The sequence below is a fragment of the Ruegeria sp. BHSC029 genome (assembly GCF_059613085.1).
This window is the reverse complement of the sequence record NZ_JBXWRU010000002.1, coordinates 79,729-100,351: the sequence shown is the minus strand read 5'-3', so window position 1 is coordinate 100,351 and position 20,623 is coordinate 79,729. Positions and strand designations below refer to the sequence as shown.

22 protein-coding genes and 1 tRNA gene are annotated in these 20,623 nt (G+C 62.8%); 12 read left to right on the top strand and 11 right to left on the bottom strand.

Annotated features, from left to right (window positions below; all coding sequences use genetic code 11):
- The first annotated feature begins 45 nt into the window (after window positions 1-45).
- Window positions 46-1,254: an RSP_2647 family RNA methyltransferase gene (locus tag AC2FML_RS04125; RefSeq protein ID WP_496782116.1), complete on the top strand. Its 1,209-nt coding sequence runs from the start codon at window positions 46-48 to the stop codon at window positions 1,252-1,254.
- Window positions 1,251-1,793: an RSP_2648 family PIN domain-containing protein gene (locus AC2FML_RS04120; protein ID WP_496782114.1), complete on the top strand. Its 543-nt coding sequence runs from the start codon at window positions 1,251-1,253 to the stop codon at window positions 1,791-1,793. The genes AC2FML_RS04125 and AC2FML_RS04120 overlap by 4 nt, the downstream gene beginning before the upstream one ends.
- A 54-nt stretch (window positions 1,794-1,847) precedes the next feature.
- Here AC2FML_RS04120 and AC2FML_RS04115 read toward each other — a convergent pair whose 3' ends face one another.
- The gene (locus tag AC2FML_RS04115) at window positions 1,848-2,534 is read right to left on the bottom strand and encodes a M48 family metallopeptidase (RefSeq protein WP_496782112.1); all 687 of its coding nucleotides are present in this window, start codon (window positions 2,532-2,534) and stop codon (window positions 1,848-1,850) included.
- A 203-nt stretch (window positions 2,535-2,737) separates the two neighbouring features.
- Between AC2FML_RS04115 and AC2FML_RS04110 the strand changes: the two genes are divergently transcribed.
- Entirely contained in the window at window positions 2,738-4,222 is a 1,485-nt protein-coding gene (locus AC2FML_RS04110; protein WP_170358865.1) for an inorganic phosphate transporter, read from the top strand.
- Between the two features lie 19 nt (window positions 4,223-4,241).
- Here AC2FML_RS04110 and AC2FML_RS04105 read toward each other — a convergent pair whose 3' ends face one another.
- From AC2FML_RS04105 to AC2FML_RS04085, 5 genes are all read right to left on the bottom strand, one after another.
- The gene (locus AC2FML_RS04105; protein ID WP_170432190.1) at window positions 4,242-5,426 is read right to left on the bottom strand and encodes a vWA domain-containing protein; all 1,185 of its coding nucleotides are present in this window, start codon (window positions 5,424-5,426) and stop codon (window positions 4,242-4,244) included.
- Between the two features lie 4 nt (window positions 5,427-5,430).
- Entirely contained in the window at window positions 5,431-5,601 is a 171-nt protein-coding gene (locus tag AC2FML_RS04100) for a hypothetical protein (protein WP_170338198.1), read from the bottom strand.
- Between the two features lie 26 nt (window positions 5,602-5,627).
- On the bottom strand, window positions 5,628-6,977 hold the full coding sequence (locus AC2FML_RS04095; RefSeq protein WP_496782110.1) for a DUF2927 domain-containing protein: 1,350 nt from the start codon (window positions 6,975-6,977) through the stop codon (window positions 5,628-5,630).
- A complete protein-coding gene (locus AC2FML_RS04090) occupies window positions 6,974-7,423 on the bottom strand; it encodes a GNAT family N-acetyltransferase (RefSeq protein ID WP_496782108.1) in 450 nt (149 codons plus the stop codon). The genes AC2FML_RS04095 and AC2FML_RS04090 overlap by 4 nt, the downstream gene beginning before the upstream one ends.
- Window positions 7,424-7,547: 124 nt before the next feature.
- The gene (locus tag AC2FML_RS04085) at window positions 7,548-8,393 is read right to left on the bottom strand and encodes an AAA family ATPase (protein WP_496782106.1); all 846 of its coding nucleotides are present in this window, start codon (window positions 8,391-8,393) and stop codon (window positions 7,548-7,550) included.
- Between the two features lie 364 nt (window positions 8,394-8,757).
- Between AC2FML_RS04085 and dksA the strand changes: the two genes are divergently transcribed.
- Together dksA and AC2FML_RS04075 are read left to right on the top strand one after the other, a co-directional pair.
- Window positions 8,758-9,180, top strand: a complete 423-nt coding sequence (gene dksA / locus AC2FML_RS04080; RefSeq protein ID WP_170358872.1) for an RNA polymerase-binding protein DksA — start codon at window positions 8,758-8,760, stop codon at window positions 9,178-9,180.
- Window positions 9,181-9,251: 71 nt separating this feature from the next.
- Window positions 9,252-10,403, top strand: coding sequence for an FAD-dependent monooxygenase (locus tag AC2FML_RS04075; RefSeq protein WP_496782104.1), 1,152 nt, complete (start codon window positions 9,252-9,254; stop codon window positions 10,401-10,403).
- Window positions 10,404-10,407: 4 nt separating this feature from the next.
- On the opposite strand, the gene xth is transcribed toward AC2FML_RS04075, so the two are convergent.
- Window positions 10,408-11,187, bottom strand: a complete 780-nt coding sequence (gene xth, locus AC2FML_RS04070) for an exodeoxyribonuclease III (RefSeq protein WP_170338208.1) — start codon at window positions 11,185-11,187, stop codon at window positions 10,408-10,410.
- 242 nt (window positions 11,188-11,429) lie between these two features.
- Complete coding sequence (locus AC2FML_RS04065; RefSeq protein WP_093962326.1) at window positions 11,430-11,753, bottom strand: HesB/IscA family protein; 324 nt, start codon at window positions 11,751-11,753, stop codon at window positions 11,430-11,432.
- A 76-nt stretch (window positions 11,754-11,829) separates the two neighbouring features.
- Between AC2FML_RS04065 and AC2FML_RS04060 the strand changes: the two genes are divergently transcribed.
- From AC2FML_RS04060 to AC2FML_RS04030, 7 genes are all read left to right on the top strand, one after another.
- On the top strand, window positions 11,830-12,987 hold the full coding sequence (locus tag AC2FML_RS04060) for a deoxyguanosinetriphosphate triphosphohydrolase (RefSeq protein ID WP_170338720.1): 1,158 nt from the start codon (window positions 11,830-11,832) through the stop codon (window positions 12,985-12,987).
- 95 nt (window positions 12,988-13,082) lie between these two features.
- On the top strand, window positions 13,083-14,828 hold the full coding sequence (gene argS, locus AC2FML_RS04055) for an arginine--tRNA ligase (protein ID WP_170358878.1): 1,746 nt from the start codon (window positions 13,083-13,085) through the stop codon (window positions 14,826-14,828).
- Between the two features lie 88 nt (window positions 14,829-14,916).
- The gene (locus AC2FML_RS04050) at window positions 14,917-15,978 is read left to right on the top strand and encodes an SPOR domain-containing protein (RefSeq protein WP_496782102.1); all 1,062 of its coding nucleotides are present in this window, start codon (window positions 14,917-14,919) and stop codon (window positions 15,976-15,978) included.
- Window positions 15,975-16,982, top strand: coding sequence for a beta-N-acetylhexosaminidase (nagZ, locus tag AC2FML_RS04045; protein ID WP_170372387.1), 1,008 nt, complete (start codon window positions 15,975-15,977; stop codon window positions 16,980-16,982). Before AC2FML_RS04050 ends, nagZ begins: the two co-directional genes overlap by 4 nt.
- Entirely contained in the window at window positions 16,972-17,766 is a 795-nt protein-coding gene (locus AC2FML_RS04040; protein WP_496733719.1) for a segregation and condensation protein A, read from the top strand. Before nagZ ends, AC2FML_RS04040 begins: the two co-directional genes overlap by 11 nt.
- The gene (gene scpB / locus AC2FML_RS04035) at window positions 17,759-18,418 is read left to right on the top strand and encodes an SMC-Scp complex subunit ScpB (protein WP_170338220.1); all 660 of its coding nucleotides are present in this window, start codon (window positions 17,759-17,761) and stop codon (window positions 18,416-18,418) included. Before AC2FML_RS04040 ends, scpB begins: the two co-directional genes overlap by 8 nt.
- A gap of 63 nt (window positions 18,419-18,481) precedes the next feature.
- Window positions 18,482-18,721, top strand: coding sequence for a hypothetical protein (locus tag AC2FML_RS04030; protein WP_093962319.1), 240 nt, complete (start codon window positions 18,482-18,484; stop codon window positions 18,719-18,721).
- A gap of 3 nt (window positions 18,722-18,724) precedes the next feature.
- Here the strand turns inward: AC2FML_RS04030 and AC2FML_RS04025 are convergent, their stop codons facing one another.
- The 3 genes from AC2FML_RS04025 to AC2FML_RS04015 form a co-directional block, all read right to left on the bottom strand.
- Entirely contained in the window at window positions 18,725-19,804 is a 1,080-nt protein-coding gene (locus tag AC2FML_RS04025) for a 2'-deoxycytidine 5'-triphosphate deaminase (protein ID WP_170390378.1), read from the bottom strand.
- A gap of 61 nt (window positions 19,805-19,865) precedes the next feature.
- Window positions 19,866-19,942, bottom strand: a tRNA-Pro gene (locus tag AC2FML_RS04020).
- Between the two features lie 61 nt (window positions 19,943-20,003).
- Complete coding sequence (locus AC2FML_RS04015) at window positions 20,004-20,618, bottom strand: MerR family transcriptional regulator (RefSeq protein ID WP_170358886.1); 615 nt, start codon at window positions 20,616-20,618, stop codon at window positions 20,004-20,006.
- Window positions 20,619-20,623: the final 5 nt, after the last annotated feature.

Sequence of the window (20,623 nt, the reverse complement as noted above, 5' to 3'; positions counted from 1 at the left end):
CCAGAGGGGCTTTTCTGCCCGCGCAATCGCGACTATGAGGGCGCCATGACCCATGCCGACATGCCCGACCGCCCCAGAATCCGTTTGAAACCCAAAGCCAATGCGCGCGGTCTGCGCCACGGCTTTCCTTGGGTCTATGCCAATGACATCGTTACCGACCGGCGCACCCGCAAGATCGCGCCTGGTGCGCTGGCCGTGCTAGAGGATGACAAACGCGCCCCGATCGCGTTGGTTGCAGTGAACCCGGATTCCAAGATCATGTGCCGGGTGTTGGATCGTGACCTGTCGGCACAGCTGGACGCCGGGTGGTTCGAAACCCGCCTGCGCCGCGCGCTCGACCTGCGCGAACGGCTGTTCGATGCGCCCTTCTACCGGCTGGTCCATGCCGAGGCCGACGGTTTTCCCGGTGTCATCATCGACCGCTTTGGCGATGCCTGCGTGATCCAGCCCAACGCCGCCTGGGCCGAGGCGCATCTGGACCTTCTGACCGCCGCGCTGGTCTCGGTGACGGGGGTGACGACCGTGCTCAAGAACGCCTCGGGCCGCACCCGCGGGCTGGAAGGTCTGGATGACGTGAACCAGACCCTGCGCGGCACTGCGCCCGATGCCCCGTTGCCGGTTCCGATGAACGGCGCAACCTACATGGCCGACCTGACCGGGGGCCAGAAAACCGGCCTGTTTTACGACCAGCGCCCCAACCACGCCTTCGCCGCCCGGCTGGCGGGCCCCGGCGCGCATGTGCTGGACGTGTTCAGCCATGTGGGCGGGTTTGGCCTGGCCATGCTGGCCGGTGGCGCCGACCACGCGCTGTCGGTCGATGGCTCGGCCGCCGCGTTGTCTCTGGCCGAGCAAGGCGCCGTTGCTTCGGGTTTTGGCGACCGCTTTGAAACCCGACAGGGCGATGCCTTCGACGTGCTGACGCAACTGGGCGAGGAAGGCGCGCAGTTCGACGTGGTCATCTGCGATCCGCCGGCCTTTGCGCCGTCGAAACAGGCGCTGGATGCCGGATTGCGGGCCTATGAACGGATCGCCCGCCTGGCCGCGCCGCTTGTCAAACCGGGCGGTTATCTGGGCCTGTGTTCCTGCTCGCACGCCGCCGACCTGACCCGTTTCCGCGAGGCCTGCGCCCGCGGCATCGGCCGGGCCGGGCGTCAGGCGCAGATGATCCACACCGGCTTTGCCGGCCCCGACCATCCGCAACTGCCGCAGCTGGCCGAGAGCGGTTATCTGAAATCCGTGTTCTACCGGCTGTGAAGGCGGTTCTCGACACCTGCGTCATCTACCCGACGGTGATGCGCGAGATGCTGCTGGGCGTGGCGGCGCGGGGCCATTTCACCCCGCTCTGGTCGGCTCGCATCCTCGAGGAATGGGCCCGCGCCGCCCGCAAACTTGGCCCCGAGGGCGAGGCGCAGGCCCGGGCCGAAATCGCGTTGGTGCAGGCACACTGGCCGCAGGCGGAACGCCCCGAGGCGCCCGGTCTCGAACAGCGCCTCTGGCTTCCCGATCCGGCCGATACGCATGTGCTGGCCACCGCCGTCGCCGCATCGGCCGACACGATCATCACCGTGAATGCCAAAGACTTTCCAAGGAATATTCTGGCGGAAGAGGGCCTTGCGCGTATCGACCCCGACAGCTTCCTTCACGGCATCTGGCAGAGTGACCCGAGCAGTGTCGAAGAGATGGCTCAATCGGTCCTGACCGAAGCCAACCGTCTGTCGGGCGACAGCTGGACCCTGCGCGCATTGATGAAAAAGGCCCGCCTGCCGCGTCTCGGCAAGGCTTTGGCGGCCTGACCTCTTCCCCTGGCTCCAAATATCGCGAGAGGGTGGCCTCTCGCTCCCTGACCCTCAGCCACGCTCCCAGCGCTGCTCAAGGGCCTCCAGCGCGGCGATCCGCTCGTCCGTCTTGGGATGGCTCATCAGCCAGGCCGGCACCACGCCCGCCCGCTGCTGGGTGAGATCCTCTAGCTTGTGAAACAGGGATTTCTGCGGCGCGATCCCGATTCCGGCCTTGGTCAGCAGGGCGGCTGCGTATTCGTCCGCCTCGTACTCGTCCGCCCGCGACAGGCGCGAGGCCAGCAGCGCGGTCAGCGCATTTGCGATCCACGCGCCGATGAAGGGAATGAACCGGTTTAGCAGCATCATCAGCGCCGCCCGCATCGCGTTCTGACCGGAAAAATCGATCATCCGCCGCCGGGCGTGGCCCAGCGCAACATGCCCCAGCTCGTGCGCGATGACGCTGGCCATCTCCTCGGCCGAAACCTCGCCGTTGCGGAACTTGCGATAGAAGCCACGGGTGATGAAGATGCGCCCGTCCGGCGCGGCCAGCCCGTTCACCGGGTCGATTTCATAGATATAGACCGGCACGCGCGCCACATCCAAAGCGGCGGCCAGGCGGTCGGTCATGCGTTTCAATTCGGGATCGGCCAGCTCGGTCGACTTCGCGTCCAGCTCGCGATGCGTGCGCCAGACGGAAATCCGATACATCACAATGGCATAGGCGATCGCCAGCAGAATTGGGGTCAGACGCAACATATCTCAGATATGGGCGGATCGGGATGCGGGGGCAAGTCGTTCCTCATCACTTTCGGGCAACATGGGCGACTTGGGGCACTTCGTGAGACGGAAATCGCGCGGCGTCAGATCGCAGTTTCCATACTTCAAAGGTTGAAATGAAGGCAAAAGCCTTCTAGGGCACGGCGCACGCTGTGCGAGCGCGCGCTATGCAAGAGGGACAAATGGCCAACAATGATTTAGAAGCCCGGCACCTTGAAACACTGGATCGTGACCTGCGGCGGTTTTCCCGCCTCGAGGTTGCAACGGCGCAGGTCGGGCGGCCGTTCGTCGGATCGGGCATCGCCTTCGTGTTCATCGTGATCGCCGGGATCACGGCTGCTTTGTTGTTCGGACAGGCCAGCAACACGATGATCGTCGTGATTGCGGCCATGTTCGGAGCCTACATGGCGCTCAACATCGGGGCGAACGATGTGGCCAACAACATGGCCCCGGCGGTGGGCGCGAACACCCTGACCATGGGCGGCGCCATCGCGATTGCCGCAGTTTTCGAAAGCGCCGGCGCCCTGATCGCGGGTGGAGATGTAGTCTCGACCATCGCCAAGGGCATCATCAATACCGAAAGCATGGGAACGGCAACCGTCTTCATCTGGGCCATGATGGCCGCGCTGTTGTCTGCTGCGCTTTGGATCAACCTGGCCACCTGGGTTGGCGCTCCGGTCTCGACCACGCATTCGGTCGTGGGGGGCGTCATGGGGGCAGGGATCGCGGCGGCGGGGTTCGGCGCGGTCAGCTGGGTCAAGATGAGCCAGATCGCTGCAAGCTGGGTCATCTCGCCGCTTCTGGGCGGCATCATCGCCGCCGGATTCCTGTGGTTCATCAAGGCGCGGATCATCTACCAGGACGACAAGATCGCCGCTGCGCGCAAATGGGTTCCAGTTCTGGTCGGCATCATGGCCGGGGCGTTTGCCTCGTACCTTGCGCTGAAAGGCCTGAAACATCTGTTCAAGATCAACCTGCAGACGGCCCTGGTGATCGGTCTGGTCAGCGGAGTGCTGATCTGGATGGTGACGATTCCTGTCATTCGCCGTCAGGCCGAAGGGCTGGAGAACCGCAACAAGTCGCTGAAGATCCTGTTCGGCATCCCGCTGATCATTTCGGCGGCGCTGCTCAGCTTTGCGCATGGGGCCAATGACGTGGCAAATGCCGTCGGACCTCTGGCCGCCATCGTTCAGGCTTCGGCGGTGGGTGATTTCACCCATGCGGTGAACATTCCGCCCTGGGTCATGATCATCGGTGCCTTCGGCATTTCGTTCGGTCTGTTCTTGTTCGGGCCCAAGCTGATCCGGGTGGTCGGCAGCCAGATCACCAAGCTGAACCCGATGCGCGCCTATTGTGTGGCGCTGTCGGCGGCGATCACCGTGATCGTGGCCAGCTGGCTTGGCCTGCCGGTCAGTTCGACCCACATCGCCGTGGGCGCAGTGTTCGGTGTCGGGTTCTTCCGGGAATGGGACGCCGAGCGGCGCCTGATCAAGGCGCGCGGCGCTGTGCCGGAACGCCCGGTGCTGGCCCCCGAAGAGCGCCGCCGCCGCAAGCTGGTGCGCCGGTCGCATTTCCTGACGATCATCGCGGCCTGGGTGATCACCGTGCCCGCGGCGGCCCTGCTGTCAGGTCTGCTGTTCTTGGGAATTCAGGCAATCGCCGGATAAAAGCAAAGCCGGGCTGGCGCTATCGCGTCAGCTCGCGCATGCCGCGTTCCAGCCCGGCCAGCGTCATCGGCACCATCCGGTCTTCGAAGATCTCGCGGATCATGCCGATGGAATGGGTGTATTCCCAGTATTTCTCGGGCACCGGGTTGATCCACAGGTTCGACGTCCACTGTTCGCGCGCGCGCTGCAGCCAGACCTGCCCGGCCTCGGCGTTCCAGTGCTCGTTGGCGCCGCCGGGATAGGCGATCTCGTAAGGCGACATCGACGCATCACCCACGAAGATGCACTTGTAGTCGGGGCCGTAGGTCCGCAGCACCTCATGCGTGGGGGTCTGCGCATCCCACCGGCGGCGATTGTCGCGCCAGACGCCTTCGTACAGGCAGTTGTGGAAATAGAAATATTCCAGGTGCTTGAACTCGGACCGCGCGGCCGAGAACAACTCCTCGACCACCTTGATATGCGGGTCCATCGAGCCGCCCACATCGAGAAACAGCAGCACCTTGACCGCATTGTGCCGTTCGGGCCGGGTCTTGACGTCCAGGTATCCGTGCTCGGCCGTGGCGCGGATGGTGCCGTCGAGGTCCAGTTCTTCGGCGGCGCCCTCACGGGCCCAGCGGCGCAGGCGTTTCAGCGCGACCTTGATGTTGCGGGTGCCAAGTTCGACCGTGTCGTCCAGATTGCGGAACTCGCGCTTATCCCAGACCTTGACCGCGCGCTGGTGGCGGCTTTCCTTCTGGCCGATGCGCACGCCCTCGGGATTGTAGCCATAAGCGCCGAAGGGCGAGGTGCCCGCCGTTCCGATCCACTTGTTGCCGCCCTGGTGGCGGCCTTGCTGATCCTTCAGCCGCTCGCGCAGCGTCTCCATCAGCTTGTCGAAACCGCCAAGCGCTTCGATCTCGGCCTTTTCCTCGTCTGACAGGTGCTTCTCGGCCATCTTGGCCAGCCACTCGGCCGGGATGTCCACGGCCTCGAGCACCTGATCGAAGGTGATCTCGGACAGCCCTTCGAAGCTGGCGGCAAAGGCGCGATCGAACTTGTCGATGTTGCGCTCGTCCTTCACCATCGAGACACGGGCGAGGTAGTAGAACGCCTCGATGTCGTAGGTGGCCAGCCCCTTTTTCATCCCCTCCAGAAAAGTCAGGTATTCCCGCAACGAGACGGGGATGCCTGCTTTTCTGAGGTTTTCGAAAAAGGGGATGAACATCGGCTCAGCCTATCACCCGCACCAGAACAAGCGAAATGGCCAGTCCCGCCAATGCAAATGCAATGCCGTAGCCGGCCGCATACTGGGCGATATCCGCGCCGCTGCCTTTGCGTTTTCGTGCCGTCAGCGCGCCCAGAGCCGCCCCCAGGACCGCCATTCCCACAACCACTAGCATGTGTTAGTCATCCGCCTTTTGCGATGTTATGGGGCCCCCAGTGCGACGTCCTGCATCAACGAGCTGACCACCAATTCCGAGCCAAACCCGTAGCGCGCCCACCCCAGACTGTCCAGCCTGACGGAGCGTGCCTGTTCGGGTTTGCCGGCCTGCTTCAAGGCCTCGGCCTTCAGCAGCAGCAGCGTCGCCAACATCGAGGCGTTTTCGGCCCGCGTCATCGTCGCGATGGCCCGGTCGAGGTCCGGCAGGGCTGCGGGGCCGCGCCCTTGGGTCAGGGCATAGGCCGCCGTCTGAACCGAGATATGCGCGCGCTGAAGCTCGGTTCCGGGGGTCGCGCGCAGGTATTGCAGAGCGATGGCATATTCGCGCTGCGCTTCCTCGGGGGCGTCGAATTCACCCAAACGGGCCTTCAGATAATGGGGGTACGCCCGGCGGTGATCGGCCCAACCTTGCTCTCGGCCGATCCGCATCGCGCGGTCGATGGCCCGCATTTGCCGCGGCGAGGCCCGGCCCTTGCCGACCGCCAGTTGCACGGCGTCGATCCATTCACGCGGGGTCTCCGAGATTGGCTGGACGGGCAGGTTGGCACCGCGCGGGTTCAGGCGGGCGATGACCCCGGGTATGACCTGGGCCACCTGGTCCCGGGTCATTCCGGTCTGTAGCTCCGGCGCATAGGTCGCGCGCAGGATCAGCATGTCGAACCCGGTCAGGACAGTGTGGAAATTATCGTCGTTGAAGACCGAATCCGGCAGGCGGTACATGTCGTTCAGAGGCCCGATCGCCTGTGCAAGTTCTTCGTGAAGGCAATCCCGCATTTCCTGGGGACTGACATCGTTGGGAATGAAGATGGCCAGCCGCTCGCGGCTGCGCAGCGCGCGCCAACTGCTTTTGGTCTTGCGCTTGTCGCGGTTGTATTCCTCGAGGCTGGACGCGTTGGGTACGACGAAACATGCGGCTTGCGGCAGCAGCCGCTGGATCTGGCGCTGGGTCACTGCTTCGATCGTGATGTTGGCCTGCCCATCGTTGACCTGGCGGATGTCGATCCGGGCTTCGCGCTGCAGTCTGGTCAGCAGACGCGTCAGGTCGGATTGCATCGTGGGGGCAGGGGCGCCCGTCAGCCGAACTGTGATCGGACCCTCGAACCGCGTAAACACGGGCAGGGCGGTGCCGCTTTCCAGCGAGAAATGCAGGTCCACAAAATCTGCCGCGATGTTCGTATTTGACCGGGCCGGCGGGAAAGGACGTGGCGTGCCGAAAGCCTGAGACACCGGTGCCGCGGCCTCGGTCACCTTGATTTCATCGGGCAACTCAATCCGGTCGACTGAACTGCATCCGGCAAGGGCAAAGCCAAGAAATATGCCGGCCAGACGTTTCATGGACGCCGATACTTGAGGAAAGGCGTCAGTTGGCCGACGCGGTCATAAAGCTGGCGCGCCGTGTGGTTGAACTCCTGCGTCAGCCAATAGACATCGAGCGCGCCTTTTCGGTCGGCTTCGGCATAGACGGCCTCGATCAACGCCCGACCGACACCGGTGCCGCGCACATGCGGGCTGGCATAGAGATCCTGCAGATAGCAGACGTTTTCGATCTTCCAGGCATGGCGGTGAAACAGGAAGTGGGTCAGCCCGATCAATTCGCCGTCCAACTCGGCCACTAGGCATGAAAAGTCCTGCGGATCATCTCCCAGCAGGCGCGCAAACGTGCTGTCGTAGACCTCGTCGGGCAATACCGTTTCGTAGAATTCAAGATACGCCCGCCACAACAAGTCCCAGCTCGGCCGGTCTTCGGGCTTGAGGGGACGAATGCGCGGCGCTTGGGTCAATTCGGGTGGTCCTGCTCTACAGCGTGCTCGGTGTCGTGTTCTTTGATCTTTGTTGCAGCAATGCTGGCATCAGGCTTGCCGCAAGGCAAGCCGTGATCACCAAGTATTCATGAATGGGCGGGCTTCAGCGCTTGGCGCGCGCCATGAAGGCCAGCCGTTCGAACAGATGCACGTCCTGCTCGTTCTTCAGCAGGGCGCCGTGCAGCTTGGGCAGGGCATTGACCCCGTCGCGCTTCAGGTCTTCGGCATCCAGATCCTTGGCCAGGAGCAGCTTGAGCCAGTCCAGCACCTCGGAGGTCGAGGGTTTTTTCTTTAGCCCCTGCGTTTCGCGGATTTCGTAGAACTGGGTCAGGGCGGTGGTCAGCAACGCCTCTTTGATGCCGGGGTGATGCACTTCGACGATGCGGCGCATCGTGGCTTCGTCGGGGAAACGGATATAGTGGAAGAAACAGCGGCGCAGGAAGGCGTCGGGCAGTTCCTTTTCATTGTTCGAGGTGATGATCACGATGGGGCGGTGTTTGGCCCGGATCGTTTCGCCGGTCTCGTAGACGTGGAACTCCATCTTGTCGAGTTCCTGCAGCAGGTCGTTGGGGAACTCGATATCGGCTTTGTCGATCTCGTCGATCAGCAGCACGACCTTTTCATCGGCGTCGAAGGCCTGCCACAGCTTGCCTTTGCGGATATAGTTCGACACATCATGCACACGTTCGTCGCCCAGCTGGCTGTCGCGCAGACGGCTGACTGCGTCATATTCATAAAGACCCTGCTGCGCGCGGGTGGTCGACTTGACGTTCCACTCGATCATCCTGAGACCCAGCGCGCCGGCGACCTGTTTGGCCAGTTCGGTTTTGCCCGTTCCGGGTTCACCCTTGACCAGCAGCGGTCGTTCCAGCGTGACGGCTGCGTTTACGGCAATGGTCAGGTCGTCGGTGGCAACGTATTCGGCTGTGCCTTTGAAACGTGCGGTCATGGGGCCCTCGTATGATGGTCGCAGCAACAGGAGACGGGAACCGGGTTACCTAGGGCGCGGCCGAATGACAAGCCGGGCCGCAGCGTCGCGGGCTGCCAACGACGGGCGCGAGGGACGAATCGCACCGATTCCATCATCCGCTCGCGGGTGTTCTGCCGCAAAATGGTCGTTTCGCTTTCACAGAATGGCAACGATGTGGTGTCCAAAGTCTCATATTTATACCGGTTCTCATAACGGCGCGTCGGGGTTGCGTTTGGATAGTGACATTCCCCGTCCCGTCAGTTAAACGCTGCGCAGAAGGGGGTGCCAAATGTCAGGCGACACGACCGCAAAAGACGTTTCTGGCCATACCGAGGGAGCCAATATGAAGCAGGAAGTTTTTCTGCCGGAGGACTATCGTCCGGCCGAAGATGAACCTTTCATGAATGAACGCCAGCTTGAGTATTTCCGCCGCAAGCTGCTGAACTGGAAACACGAACTTTTGGCAGGCAGCCGGGATACGATCGAGGGGCTGCAGGACAGCACCCGTAATATTCCCGACGTTGCAGACCGCGCCAGCGAGGAAACCGATCGTGCGCTGGAGCTGCGCACCCGGGACCGCCAGCGCAAACTGGTTGCCAAGATCGACGCGGCTCTGCGCCGGATCGACGAGGGCGAATACGGTTACTGCGAAAAAACCGGCGACCCGATCTCGCTCAAGCGTCTGGATGCGCGTCCGATCGCGACCATGACGCTGGAAGCGCAAGAGCGTCACGAGCGTCGCGAAAAAGTTCACCGCGACGATTGATCGCTGGGTTCTTTCAAAAAAGACATGCGCCGGGGCCTGTGGCTCCGGCCTTTTTGCGTTAGGCCCGTGTCATGAAGATCGACGGTTTGCAAATCTGTGTCATCGGCGGCGGGCTCGGCGGAATGGCCGTTGCGCTGGCCTTGCAGCAACGCGGTGCACGGGTGACCGTGCTCGAGCAGGCCGAGGCCTTGACCGAGGTCGGGGCCGGCCTGCAAATCAGCGCCAACGGCATGGCGGTCCTGCGTGCGCTGGGTGTCGTGGATGATCCCGGTCGGGTCGCACAACTCTCTCACGGCACTCTTCTGCGCGATTATCGGCGGGGCCGCGTCGTTAGCTGCCTTCCGGCACCTTCGGCCGGACCCACGTGGTATTTCCATCGCGCTGACCTTCTGGATGTGTTGCAAAAGGCGGCCGAGCGCGCAGGGGTGTCGATCAGGCTGAATGCCCGCGTCACCAATGTTCGGAAGCATCCAGCCGAAGCCGAGGTTGCGCTGCAGGATGGCACCCGGCTGCGCGCGGAGTTCGCCGTTGCAGCGGATGGCGGGCGCAGCGGTATCCGGCCCATCCTGAACGGAACCGAAGCGCCCGCGTTCACGCATCAGGTGGCGTGGCGGGCAACGGTGCCCTGGACCGGCCACGAAGCCGAGCCCATGGCATCGCTGACGATGGGCCCCGGGCGTCATGTCGTGACCTATCCGCTGCGGAAGCAGTCCATGTTGAACATCGTGGCGGTAGAAGAGCGGTCCGACTGGCGGGAAGAAGGCTGGCGCCTGCGCGGTGACCCCGAGGACCTGCGGGCGCGTTTTGCCGATTTCGGCGGTCCTGCAGGTGCCGCGCTTGCGCAGGTGCAGGATGTTCGCCTGTGGGCTTTGTTTCTGCGCCCCGTGGCACAGAAATGGCAGAATGGCCGCGTTGCCCTTCTGGGGGACGCCGCACATCCCACATTGCCGTTTATGGCTCAAGGGGCGTGCCTCGCGCTTGAGGATGCATGGATCCTGGCCCGATCTTTTGACGAACAGTCGGGTGTCCGCCGCGCACTCGAAGCCTATGAAAGCACGAGGAAACCCCGCGCGCGCAAGGTGGTCGCAGCTGCCGGTGCCAACGCGCGGAACTTTCATTTGCGCGGTCCTGCACGACTGGCCGCGCAGGCGGCCTTGGCCCTGATCGGTCCGCGCCTGACGCGTCGATACGACTGGATCTACGACTACGATCCGACGGCCTGACGGGTCAGATGTCGAGGTCCACCCAAACAGGGACGTGATCGGACGGTTTTTCATGTCCGCGCACTGCGGCGTCGATCTGGCAATCGCGCATCAGGTCCGCCGCTTGCGGTGTCAGAAGGAAATGGTCAATGCGAATGCCGTCATTCCGGTTCCACGCGCCGGCCTGATAATCCCAGAACGAATAGTGGCCCGGGCCTTGTGTCCGCGCACGGAACGCTTCGGTGAAGCCAAGGTTCAGCACCTTGCGAAACGCCGCGCGGCTTTCCGGCCGAAACAGGGCGTCTTCGCGCCAGGCCTCCGGACGTTTCGCGTCCTCGGCTTGCGGAATGATGTTGTAGTCCCCGGCCATGAGGGCCGGCTCTTCCGTGGCCAGAAGATCACGGGCGCGCTCGTACAGCCGCTCCATCCAAGCAAGCTTGTAGTCGAATTTCGGCCCCGGAGCAGGGTTCCCGTTGGGAAGATAAAGCCCGCAAATCCGCAGCGCCCGCTTGCCGATGACGGTTGCCTCGATCCATCGCGCCTGCTCGTCCTCTTCATCCCCGGGCAGCCCGCGCGAGACGTCTTCGAGCGGATACTTCGAAAGTATCGCCACGCCGTTGAAGCTTTTCTGACCATGGGTTTCGACGTTGTAGCCGCGTTCCTCAAAGATCTCGCGGGGAAAGTTTTCGTCGACGGATTTGATTTCCTGAAGCAGGACCACATCGGGCTGGGCTTCGTCCAACCAGCGGGGCAGAGCCTCGGCCCGCGCCTTGATGCCGTTGATGTTGAATGTTGCGATTTTCATCCCGGTCCCTCCGAAGCTCTGCCGAAACCTATCGCCCAGAACGGAGACCATCACAAGGTGTCAGTCAGGTCTGCCGCGGGTACCGGGGCGTACGGGGACGGATGACGCGATGACGAACTGGGCCAATTGGCGCGGGGCCAAAAACGGTCAACCGCGCCGTAAGGCCTGATCGCGGGACAGCGGGCGCTCCTGCAGATCAAAGAGATATTCAGAGGACAAGGGCGCAACGCCCCCACGATTGATCACATCGAAAAAGACGTGCCGCACCCGCAGGAAGAGGTTGCGTTGGGGTTGTCGATCACGAACCGGGCGCCGATCAGTTCCTGCGTGAAATCAATCGTCGCATTTTCCAGGAACGGCAAAGAAATTTCGTCGACGACAACCTTCTGGCCTTTGCCTTCCAGCACCAGATCATCGTCCTTGGGCTCGTCCAATGCGATTTCGTACTGAAAGCCTGAACACCCTCCGCCTTCAACGGCGATGCGCAGGGCCTTGCCGTTGTCGGCGGCGCCGATCTCGGCAAGCCTCTCGAAGGCGCGTTCTGTGACTCTCGGAGGCAGATTCATGCCATGCTCCAAAGGTTTATTTCCTCGTTGGTCTACAATATAGAAACCCCGGAGACAGGCGACAAGGACAAGACCATTGGAGCGAGCAGGATTTGCTGCCGATCCGGGCCGGGCGCGCGGGCGGCTAGTGCCAGAGGAAGAAAGCAGTTTCCGGTCGTGCTTTCAGCGGGACCGGGACAGGATCATACACGCCAGCGCGTTCCGACGTCTTAAGCACAAGACACAGGTTTTTGTCGAGCATGAGGGCGACAGCTATCGCACGCGCCTGACCCATTCGATCGAGGTGGCGCAGGTCGCGCGCACGATCTCGGGGGCATTGGGGCTGAACCCCGAGCTGACCGAGGCCGTGGCCCTGGCGCATGATCTGGGCCACACGCCGTTTGGCCATACCGGCGAGGACGCTCTGCATGCGCTGATGGCGCCCTACGGGGGCTTCGACCACAACGCTCAAGCGATCCGCATCGTCACCAAGCTGGAACAGCATTACGCGGATTTCGACGGGTGCAACCTGACATGGGAATGCCTTGAGGGCATCGCCAAGCACAACGGCCCGGTTACGGGCGAGCTGCCCTGGGCGCTGGCCGAGTGCAATGCCGATTTTGACCTTGAACTGCACACCCATGCCAGCGCAGAGGCGCAGGTTGCGGCACTGTCCGACGACATCGCCTACAACAATCATGACCTGTTCGACGGCCTGCGGGCCGGACTTTTTACCGACGACGAGATCGCCCAATTGCCGATTGTCCGGGAGTGTTATGCCGAGGTGGATCGCAAGTACCCCGGGTTGGATTTCTACCGGCGTCGTCACGAGGCGCTGAGGCGGGTGTTCGGCGTGATGGTTTCGGATGTAATCGACACCTCGCGCGAGGTTTTGGAGAGATCGGGCGCGCAAACAGTCGAAGATGTTCGTCACCTCGGGGCTCCTGTCATCCGCTTCTCGGATGATCTTTGGGCGCAGCTCAACGATATCCGGGCGTTTCTGTTCACCCGCATGTACCGGGCGCCCAGCGTCATGGAGGTGCGCGCCAAGGTCAGTCGCGTAGTCGAGGAGCTGTTCCCGATCTATCTGAGCGACCCGCGCCAGATGCCTCGGCATTGGCATTCGGATATCGAAGCGGCGCCGGACGAGACCGCGCTGGCCCGGATCGTATCAGACTATATTGCGGGCATGACCGATCGGTTTGCCTTGCAGGATCATGCCCGCCTGACCGGCACGCAGCCCCCGCAGGTTTAGGGCTGCATGCTGCGAATGCTGGTTTGGACCGCTTGCCCGCATTGACCTTGCCGCCTTGCGTGGTAAACCGCTGCGCAAGCAAAAGGACATCCGAAATGAACCTGTTCTCCGAGATCCGCGGCCTTGTTCTGGACGCGCTGACGCAGATGCAGTCCGAAGGCGCGCTGCCCGAGGGGCTGAGCTTTGACAACGTTGCGGTCGAACCCCCGCGCGACGCCGCCCATGGAGACATGGCGACCAATGCCGCGATGGTGTTGGCCAAGCCGGCCAAGATGAAGCCGCGTGACATTGCCGATGCGCTGGCCGCGAAACTGGCCGCCGATGAGCGGATCACGAGTGCCGAGGTTGCAGGTCCGGGCTTTCTCAACCTGCGGCTCGCTCCGTCGGTCTGGCAGGGCGTTCTGGGTGCGGTGTTGGAACAGGGCACGGATTATGGTCGCTCGACCATGGGGCAGGGGCTGAAGGTGAACGTGGAATACGTCTCGGCCAACCCCACGGGACCGCTGCATGTGGGCCACACGCGTGGCGCAGTGTTCGGCGACGCGCTGGCCAGCCTGTTGGCCTATTCCGGCCACGACGTGACTCGTGAATACTACATCAACGATGGCGGTGCGCAGGTGGATGTGCTGGCCCGGTCCGCGTTCGAGCGGTACCGCGAGGCCAACGGCCTGAGCCCGGAGATCGCCGAAGGCCTTTACCCGGGCGACTACCTGATCCCGATCGGTGAGGCGCTGAAGGAAAAATACGGTGACAGCTTGCTGGACAAGCCTGAAAGCGAGTGGCTGGCCGAAGTCCGCGTTTTTGCAACCGATGCGATGATGGATCTGATCCGGGCCGACCTGAAGGCGCTGGGCGTCGAGATGGACGTGTTCTTCTCGGAGAAGTCGCTGTACGGAACCGGCAAGATCGAGGCGGCACTGAAGTCGCTCAGCGACAAGGGGCTTATCTATGAAGGCGTTCTTGAGCCGCCCAAGGGCAAAACCCCCGAAGACTGGGAGCCGCGCGAGCAGACCCTGTTCAAGTCCACCGCACATGGCGACGATGTGGATCGCCCTGTCAAGAAATCCGACGGCAGCTGGACCTATTTTGCTCCGGACATCGCTTATCACTACGACAAGGTGAGCCGCGGATTTGACGCTCTGATCGACGTATTCGGCGCGGATCATGGCGGCTATGTCAAGCGGATGAAGGCCGCCGTTTCGGCCCTGTCAGACGGCAAGGTGCCGCTGGACATCAAGCTGACCCAGTTGGTGAAACTGTGGAAAAACGGTGAGCCGTTCAAGATGTCCAAGCGGGCCGGCAATTTCGTCACGCTACGTGATGTGGTTGACCAGGTCGGCCCGGACGTGACCCGGTTTGTGATGCTGACCCGCAAGAACGATGCGCCGCTGGACTTCGATTTCGACAAGGTGCTTGAGCAGAGCCGCGAGAACCCCGTGTTCTACGTGCAATACGCCCATGCCCGGGTCATGAGCGTGCTGCGCCGGGCCGCCGAAGCGGGCATTGCCGCGGACGATGCAACCCTCAAAGCTGCCGATCTGAGCAAGATCGACCACGCGGCCGAGTTGGTTGTTGCCAAAAAGCTGGCCGAATGGCCACGGCTGGTCGAGATCGCTGCGCGTACCAACGAACCGCATCGCGTTGCCTTCTATCTGTATGAACTTGCAGGGGATTTTCATGCGTTGTGGAACAAGGGCAACGAAGAAATGTCGCTGCGCTTCCTGCAAGATGGTGACGCGGCAACAAGCCAGGCAAAAATCGCGCTGGCCCGGGCCGTTTCTGTTGTGATTTCAGCAGGCTTGGGTATTCTTGGTGTCACGCCGGCGCAGGAGATGCGGTAACCAACACTGCCCGAACCGCCGGCCCGAGGTAGGCAAGAAATGACCCGCGCGCCCCAATTTCAGGCGCGAAACGGGCAGTGAGGCGGATATGACCAGTTACGATTTCTCGGGGCAGACCAGCCCCGAGCACGCGCATTACTCGAATCAGTTCCACCCCGAAGATGGGTATGAATATCCCGACGACATGATGGACCAGGCTGAGGGTGTGCCCGCAGGCGCGGGCCTCGGGCGGGTCGTCAACCTGCTGGGTGCTGCCGCGTCTCTGGCGCTTGTCGCTGGCGTGGCGATCTGGGGGTACAAGCTGGTCATGCGCGATGTGAGCGGCGTACCGGTCGTACGCGCGGCCGAGGGGCCGATGCGGGTGCAGCCGGAAACTCCCGGGGGCACACCCGCCGATCACCAGGGTCTTGCGGTCAATGCAGTTGCGGCGGTTGGAACCGCGGCGCCTCCGGCCGACCGGCTGATCCTTGCGCCGCGGCCCGTTTCCCTGACGGATGAAGACGTGGCGATGGGCGAGCTGAAGCCGACCCCCGCCGTGCATGTTGTCGAACAAGAAATCTCGAACCAGGAAGCGGCCGAACTGCGTCAAGGCGCAGTTGACGCCGTGGTGGCCGAACTGTCCGGCGCGCCTGCCGTTGAGACACCGCAGACCGAAGCGGGTGTGCAGCTTGCATCCCTGAACTTGGTCGATGACGAGCCAGCCATTGATCCGGCCGATCTCGCCGCTCAGTTGCCGGATCCCGAAATCGCGGCCCTGCCGGGCGTGCGCCGGTCCCTGCGTCCGCTCCGCCGCCCGGCGCGCGCGGCTTCCGCTGTGCGCCCTGCGGTCAACGAAGACGCGATCAACGCCGCGGTCAAGGCTGCTGTAGGGTTGGATGTCGACCCGAACACCTTGACCAAGGGTACCCGGCTGGCGCAGCTGGGTGCGTTTGAAAGCCCCGAGGTCGCGCAGGCCGAATGGGACAGGCTGTATCGTCGGTTTGGCGAATATATGGATGGAAAGCAGAGGGTTATCCAGAAAACCTCAAGCGGAGGCCGTACGTTTTACCGTCTGCGGGTCCTGGGGTTCGATGACCTGAGCGACTCGCGCCAGTTCTGCGCCGCCCTGGTCGCACAGGACGCTGACTGTATCCCGGTTGCCGTGCGGTGAGGTTTGGCGCCACGATCACGGATGCGGCCGGGCTGCGATTGACACCCGAAGAAAAGGCGTTGTTTCGCCAAATGAACCCGTTCGGGTTCATTCTGTTTGCCCGCAACATCGAAACCGCGGATCAGGTCCGTGCCTTGTGCGGCGACTTTCGCGAGGCTGTCGGCCGAAACTGTCCGATCACCATCGACCAAGAGGGCGGACGGGTCCAACGTTTGCGCGCGCCACTTGCCCGGCAATGGATGCCCCCATTGGATCATGCGGAACGTGCCGGCGACCATGCCGAGCGGGCCATGTACCTGCGGTACCGCCTGATCGCGCATGAACTGTATTCCATGGGGATCGACAGCAACTGCGCACCGATGGTGGATCTGGCGCGTCCAGACACCCACGCGTTTTTGCGCAACCGGTGCTACGGTGGCGATGCTGCAACGGTCGCAAAAATCGGCCGAGCCGTTGCGCAGGGTCATTTGGACGGTGGCGTGTTGCCCATCGTCAAGCATATTCCCGGCCACGGGCGGGCGACCTTGGACAGCCATTTCGATCTGCCACACGTCAATGCGCCGTTGGTCGATCTGTTGCAGACCGATTTTGCCCCGTTTCGCGCCTTGAACGACCTGCCGATGGGCATGACAGCCCATTTGGTCTTTGAGCAGCTCGATGAACGACCGGCAACGATCTCTCCGCAGATGATGGCTGTGATCCGGGATCAGATCGGGTTTGATGGCCTGATCATGACCGACGACATCTCGATGAAGGCGCTCAGCGGGTCTTTGGCCGACCTGTCACGTCAGGCGCTGGCCGCAGGATGCGATGTTGTGCTGCACTGCAACGGCTCGCTTGCCGACAGGGCGACGGTCATGGAAGCTGCGGGCGAGATGTCCGAGGCGGCACAAGCCCGCGCAGACAAGGCGCTGGCACAGCGGCAATCGCCCGAGGAACTTGACATCCGTGCCGCCGAGACGGAACTATCCCGTCTGATGGGCGGGCAGGTATATGACGGATAACCTTTTCAGCGAAGACCCGGTTTCGGTCGCCGATCGGCTGGCCGCCGAGGCGCTGATCGTGGACGTCGACGGGTTTGAAGGCCCGCTGGACGTGCTGCTGACCCTGTCGCGGACGCAAAAGGTCGATCTGCGCAAGATCTCGGTTCTGGCGCTGGCGCAACAATATCTGGCCTTTGTCGAACGGGCCCGCGCCCTCCGGATCGAACTGGCCGCCGACTACCTGGTGATGGCCGCGTGGCTGGCCTTTCTGAAATCCCGGCTGCTGCTGCCGCCCGACCCCGATGAAGAGGGGCCGACGGGCGAGGAACTGGCCGCTCACCTGGCCTTTCAGCTGGAACGCCTGCAGGCGATGCGCGACGCGGCCGCCCGCCTGATGGCGCGCGACCAGTTGGGGCGCGATTTCTTCAGCCGCGGGCAGGGCGAGGATGTCACCCGCATCCGCACGGTCACCTATTCCGCCACCTTGCTGGACTTGATGCAGGGCTATGCCCGCATCCGCACCCGCGACGAGTTCCGGCCCTTCGTGATGGACCGCGACGCCGTTTTCACGATGGAGCAGGCGCTGGAACGGATGCGCCCGCTGATCGGATTTGCCGGAACCTGGACCGACATGGAAACTTACCTGCCCGACGGATGGGACGTTGACCCGGTGCGGCGGCGCTCGGCCACGGCGGCGACGTTTGCGGCCTCGCTGGAACTGGTCAAGGAAGGACATATGGAGATCAAGCAAAGCGAGACCTTTGCTCCGATCCAACTGCGCAGAAGGACTGACAAACGTGACTGACGCCCCCGAAGACGACGGCACCGGCACCCTGTTCGAAGCGCCTCCGCTGGCTGAGCAGGAGCGTATGGTCGAGGCGGTACTGTTCGCCAGCGCTGAGCCGGTGACAGTGGCCGATCTTGAGGCGCGGATGCCGCATGGCTGCGACGCCGCGCAAGCGCTGGAACTGCTGCAGAAACGTTATGAAGGGCGCGGGGTCCGCGTGGTCAAAGTGGGTGAGGCGTGGGCCATCCGCACGGCCCCCGATCTGGGCTTCCTGATGCAGAAGGAAACGGTCGAGACCCGCAAGCTGAGCCGCGCCGCCATCGAGACCCTGGCGATCGTGGCCTATCATCAGCCCTGCACCCGCGCCGAGATCGAAGAAATCCGCGGCGTGTCCGTGTCGCGGGGCACCATCGACCAGCTGCTGGAGATGGAGTGGATCCGGCTGGGCCGTCGCCGCATGACGCCGGGCCGTCCGGTGACCTTTGTCGTAACGCCTCAATTCCTGGACCATTTCGGTCTGGAAAGCGCGCGTGACTTGCCGGGCCTTAAGGAACTGCGCGCTGCTGGCTTGCTGGAAAACCGGCCGCCGCCGGGTGCGATGCCGATCGGCGAGGCCAACGAAGATGAAACGGGTGACGAAGATCAGTCCGAACTGTTCGAGGAAGATTGATTGCGTCGCCCATTTGTCGGCGCATATCGCCGTTAGGTTCGGCGCAGAGGAACGGAGACCGAAATGAACGCAAACCGCATCATCGACATGATCGTTCGGCAAGTCATGCGCAGGCTGGTCACGCGTGGTGTCGACAAAGGTTTTGACCTTGCCGATCGTGCGACCCGCAAGCCGGGCCAACAGAGCCAGGCGCGCGATCCTCAGACCGACCGGCGCATGGCGCAAAGTGCAGGCGGACAGAGCCCGAGCATGAAACAGGCCAAGCAGCTGACCCGCCAGATGCGGCGGTTCATGCGGTTCTGAGGTTTACTGTGCGGACTTGAAATGCTTCGACAGTTTCAGGCCTTGACCCTGATAGTTCGAAGCAATTCCTGCGCCGTACAGCTGTGTCGGCATCTCGGCCATACGCTCATAGACCAGCCGCCCGACGACCTGTCCATGCTCCAGTACGAAGGGCGCTTCGTGACAGCGAACTTCCAGAACTCCACGTGACCCGGCGCCTCCGGCTTCGGCATGGCCGAAGCCCGGATCGAAAAAGCCCGCATAGTGCACCCGGAATTCGCCCACCATCGCCAGATAGGGTGCCATTTCGGCCGCGTACATCGGTGGGATGTGAACCGCCTCTCGGCTGACCAGGATATAGAATGCGCCCGGATCCAGAATGATCCGCCCGTCTTTGGTACGCACCTCTTCCCAGTATTCCTGTGGGTCGTATTCGCCGATCCGGTCAAGGTCGATCACGCCGGTATGCGGTTTCGCGCGATAGCCAACAAGGTCAGTGTTGGGCAGGCGCAGGTCGACCGAAAACCCCAGACCGTCCTGAATGACGGCCGGACCATCGACCAATGGTGATTCCGCATGCAGAGCGGTCAGGTCTGCATCGGACAAAACCGCCTGGCCTTGCCGGAAACGGATCTGGTTCAGCCGCATCCCCGGACGCACCAGAACAGAAAAGGACCGCGGGCAGATTTCGGCGTAGAGGGGCCCCGAATAGCCTGCGGGCACCCGGTCGAACTCGGTTCCGCCGTCGGTGATGGTACGGGTCAGAAGGTCCAGACGCCCGGTCGAGCTTTTGGCGTTGGCGACAGCGGTCACGTCACCGGGCAGGGACAACGCTTCCATCAGGGGCACAAGGTAGACGCAACCTTTTTCGAGAACGGCGCCGTCGGTGATGTCGATCCGGTGCATTTCGAACTCGGCCAGCCGTTCGGACACCGAACGGCTTTCGCCCGCCAGAAATGACGCACGGACGCGGTAAGCAACTGTTCCCAAACGAAGATCAAGGCTGGCGGGCTGGATCTGAGCGGGCAGAATGGCCGGCTCGGCGGAGATCTCACCGCGCGCGATCATCGCCTCGATTTGCTGGTTCGGGCATACACCTGTCATTCCGATCCCCCCTGGTGCCAGAGCGGGATCTGGCCTGTCTGCCATAAACGTCGGTGTGATTTGGTCGGGCTAGCAGGACTCGAACCTGCGACCTTCCGTCCCCCAGACGGACGCGCTACCAGGCTGCGCCATAGCCCGACGTTGGGCTGTTCATAATGATTTTCCCGGCAGGGGCAAGAGGAAAACATTGCCTTTCTTCTTATCCCGCCTTTTGACCTTCGACCCGGCTGAGCCATGCCCTGAGGTCCCTCGCGATCGGGGCGATCTGGCGCAGCGCCTCAGCGTCAAAATCCGTAGTCTGCCAAGCTTTGGAGGCGATGCCGCCGAACAGCGGGGCAGGGCTGATGCCATCGTCCCCGTTGACCGCAGTGGGCGCGGGCGCCGGCTCGGGGTCTGGGGAACTGGGTGTTTCCTGAGGCTCTGGCGATCCGGGACCATCAGTGCCGGCCTGCAGATCGAGGTCGATTTGCTGACCGGTCGATTTGGGCGGAAAGGACACCACCACGTCCTGTGGCGTCTGTGGTGATTCTGCGCTGACATCGATGTCGGGTGACAGCGCCGCCACATGGGCCACGCCCTGTTCCCTCAGGATGCGTTGAACGCCTTTTATCGTGATGCCGTCCTCGTGCAGCAGCTTCTTGATGCCGCCCAGCAGGCGCATGTCGTTGGGGCGGTAGTAACGGCGACCGCCAGCCCGTTTAACCGGTTTGACCTGTGCAAACCGGCTTTCCCAGAATCGCAGGACATGGGCCTGAACACCGAGCCAATCCGCAACTTCACTGATGGTGCGAAACGCGTCGGGTGACTTGCTCATATCCT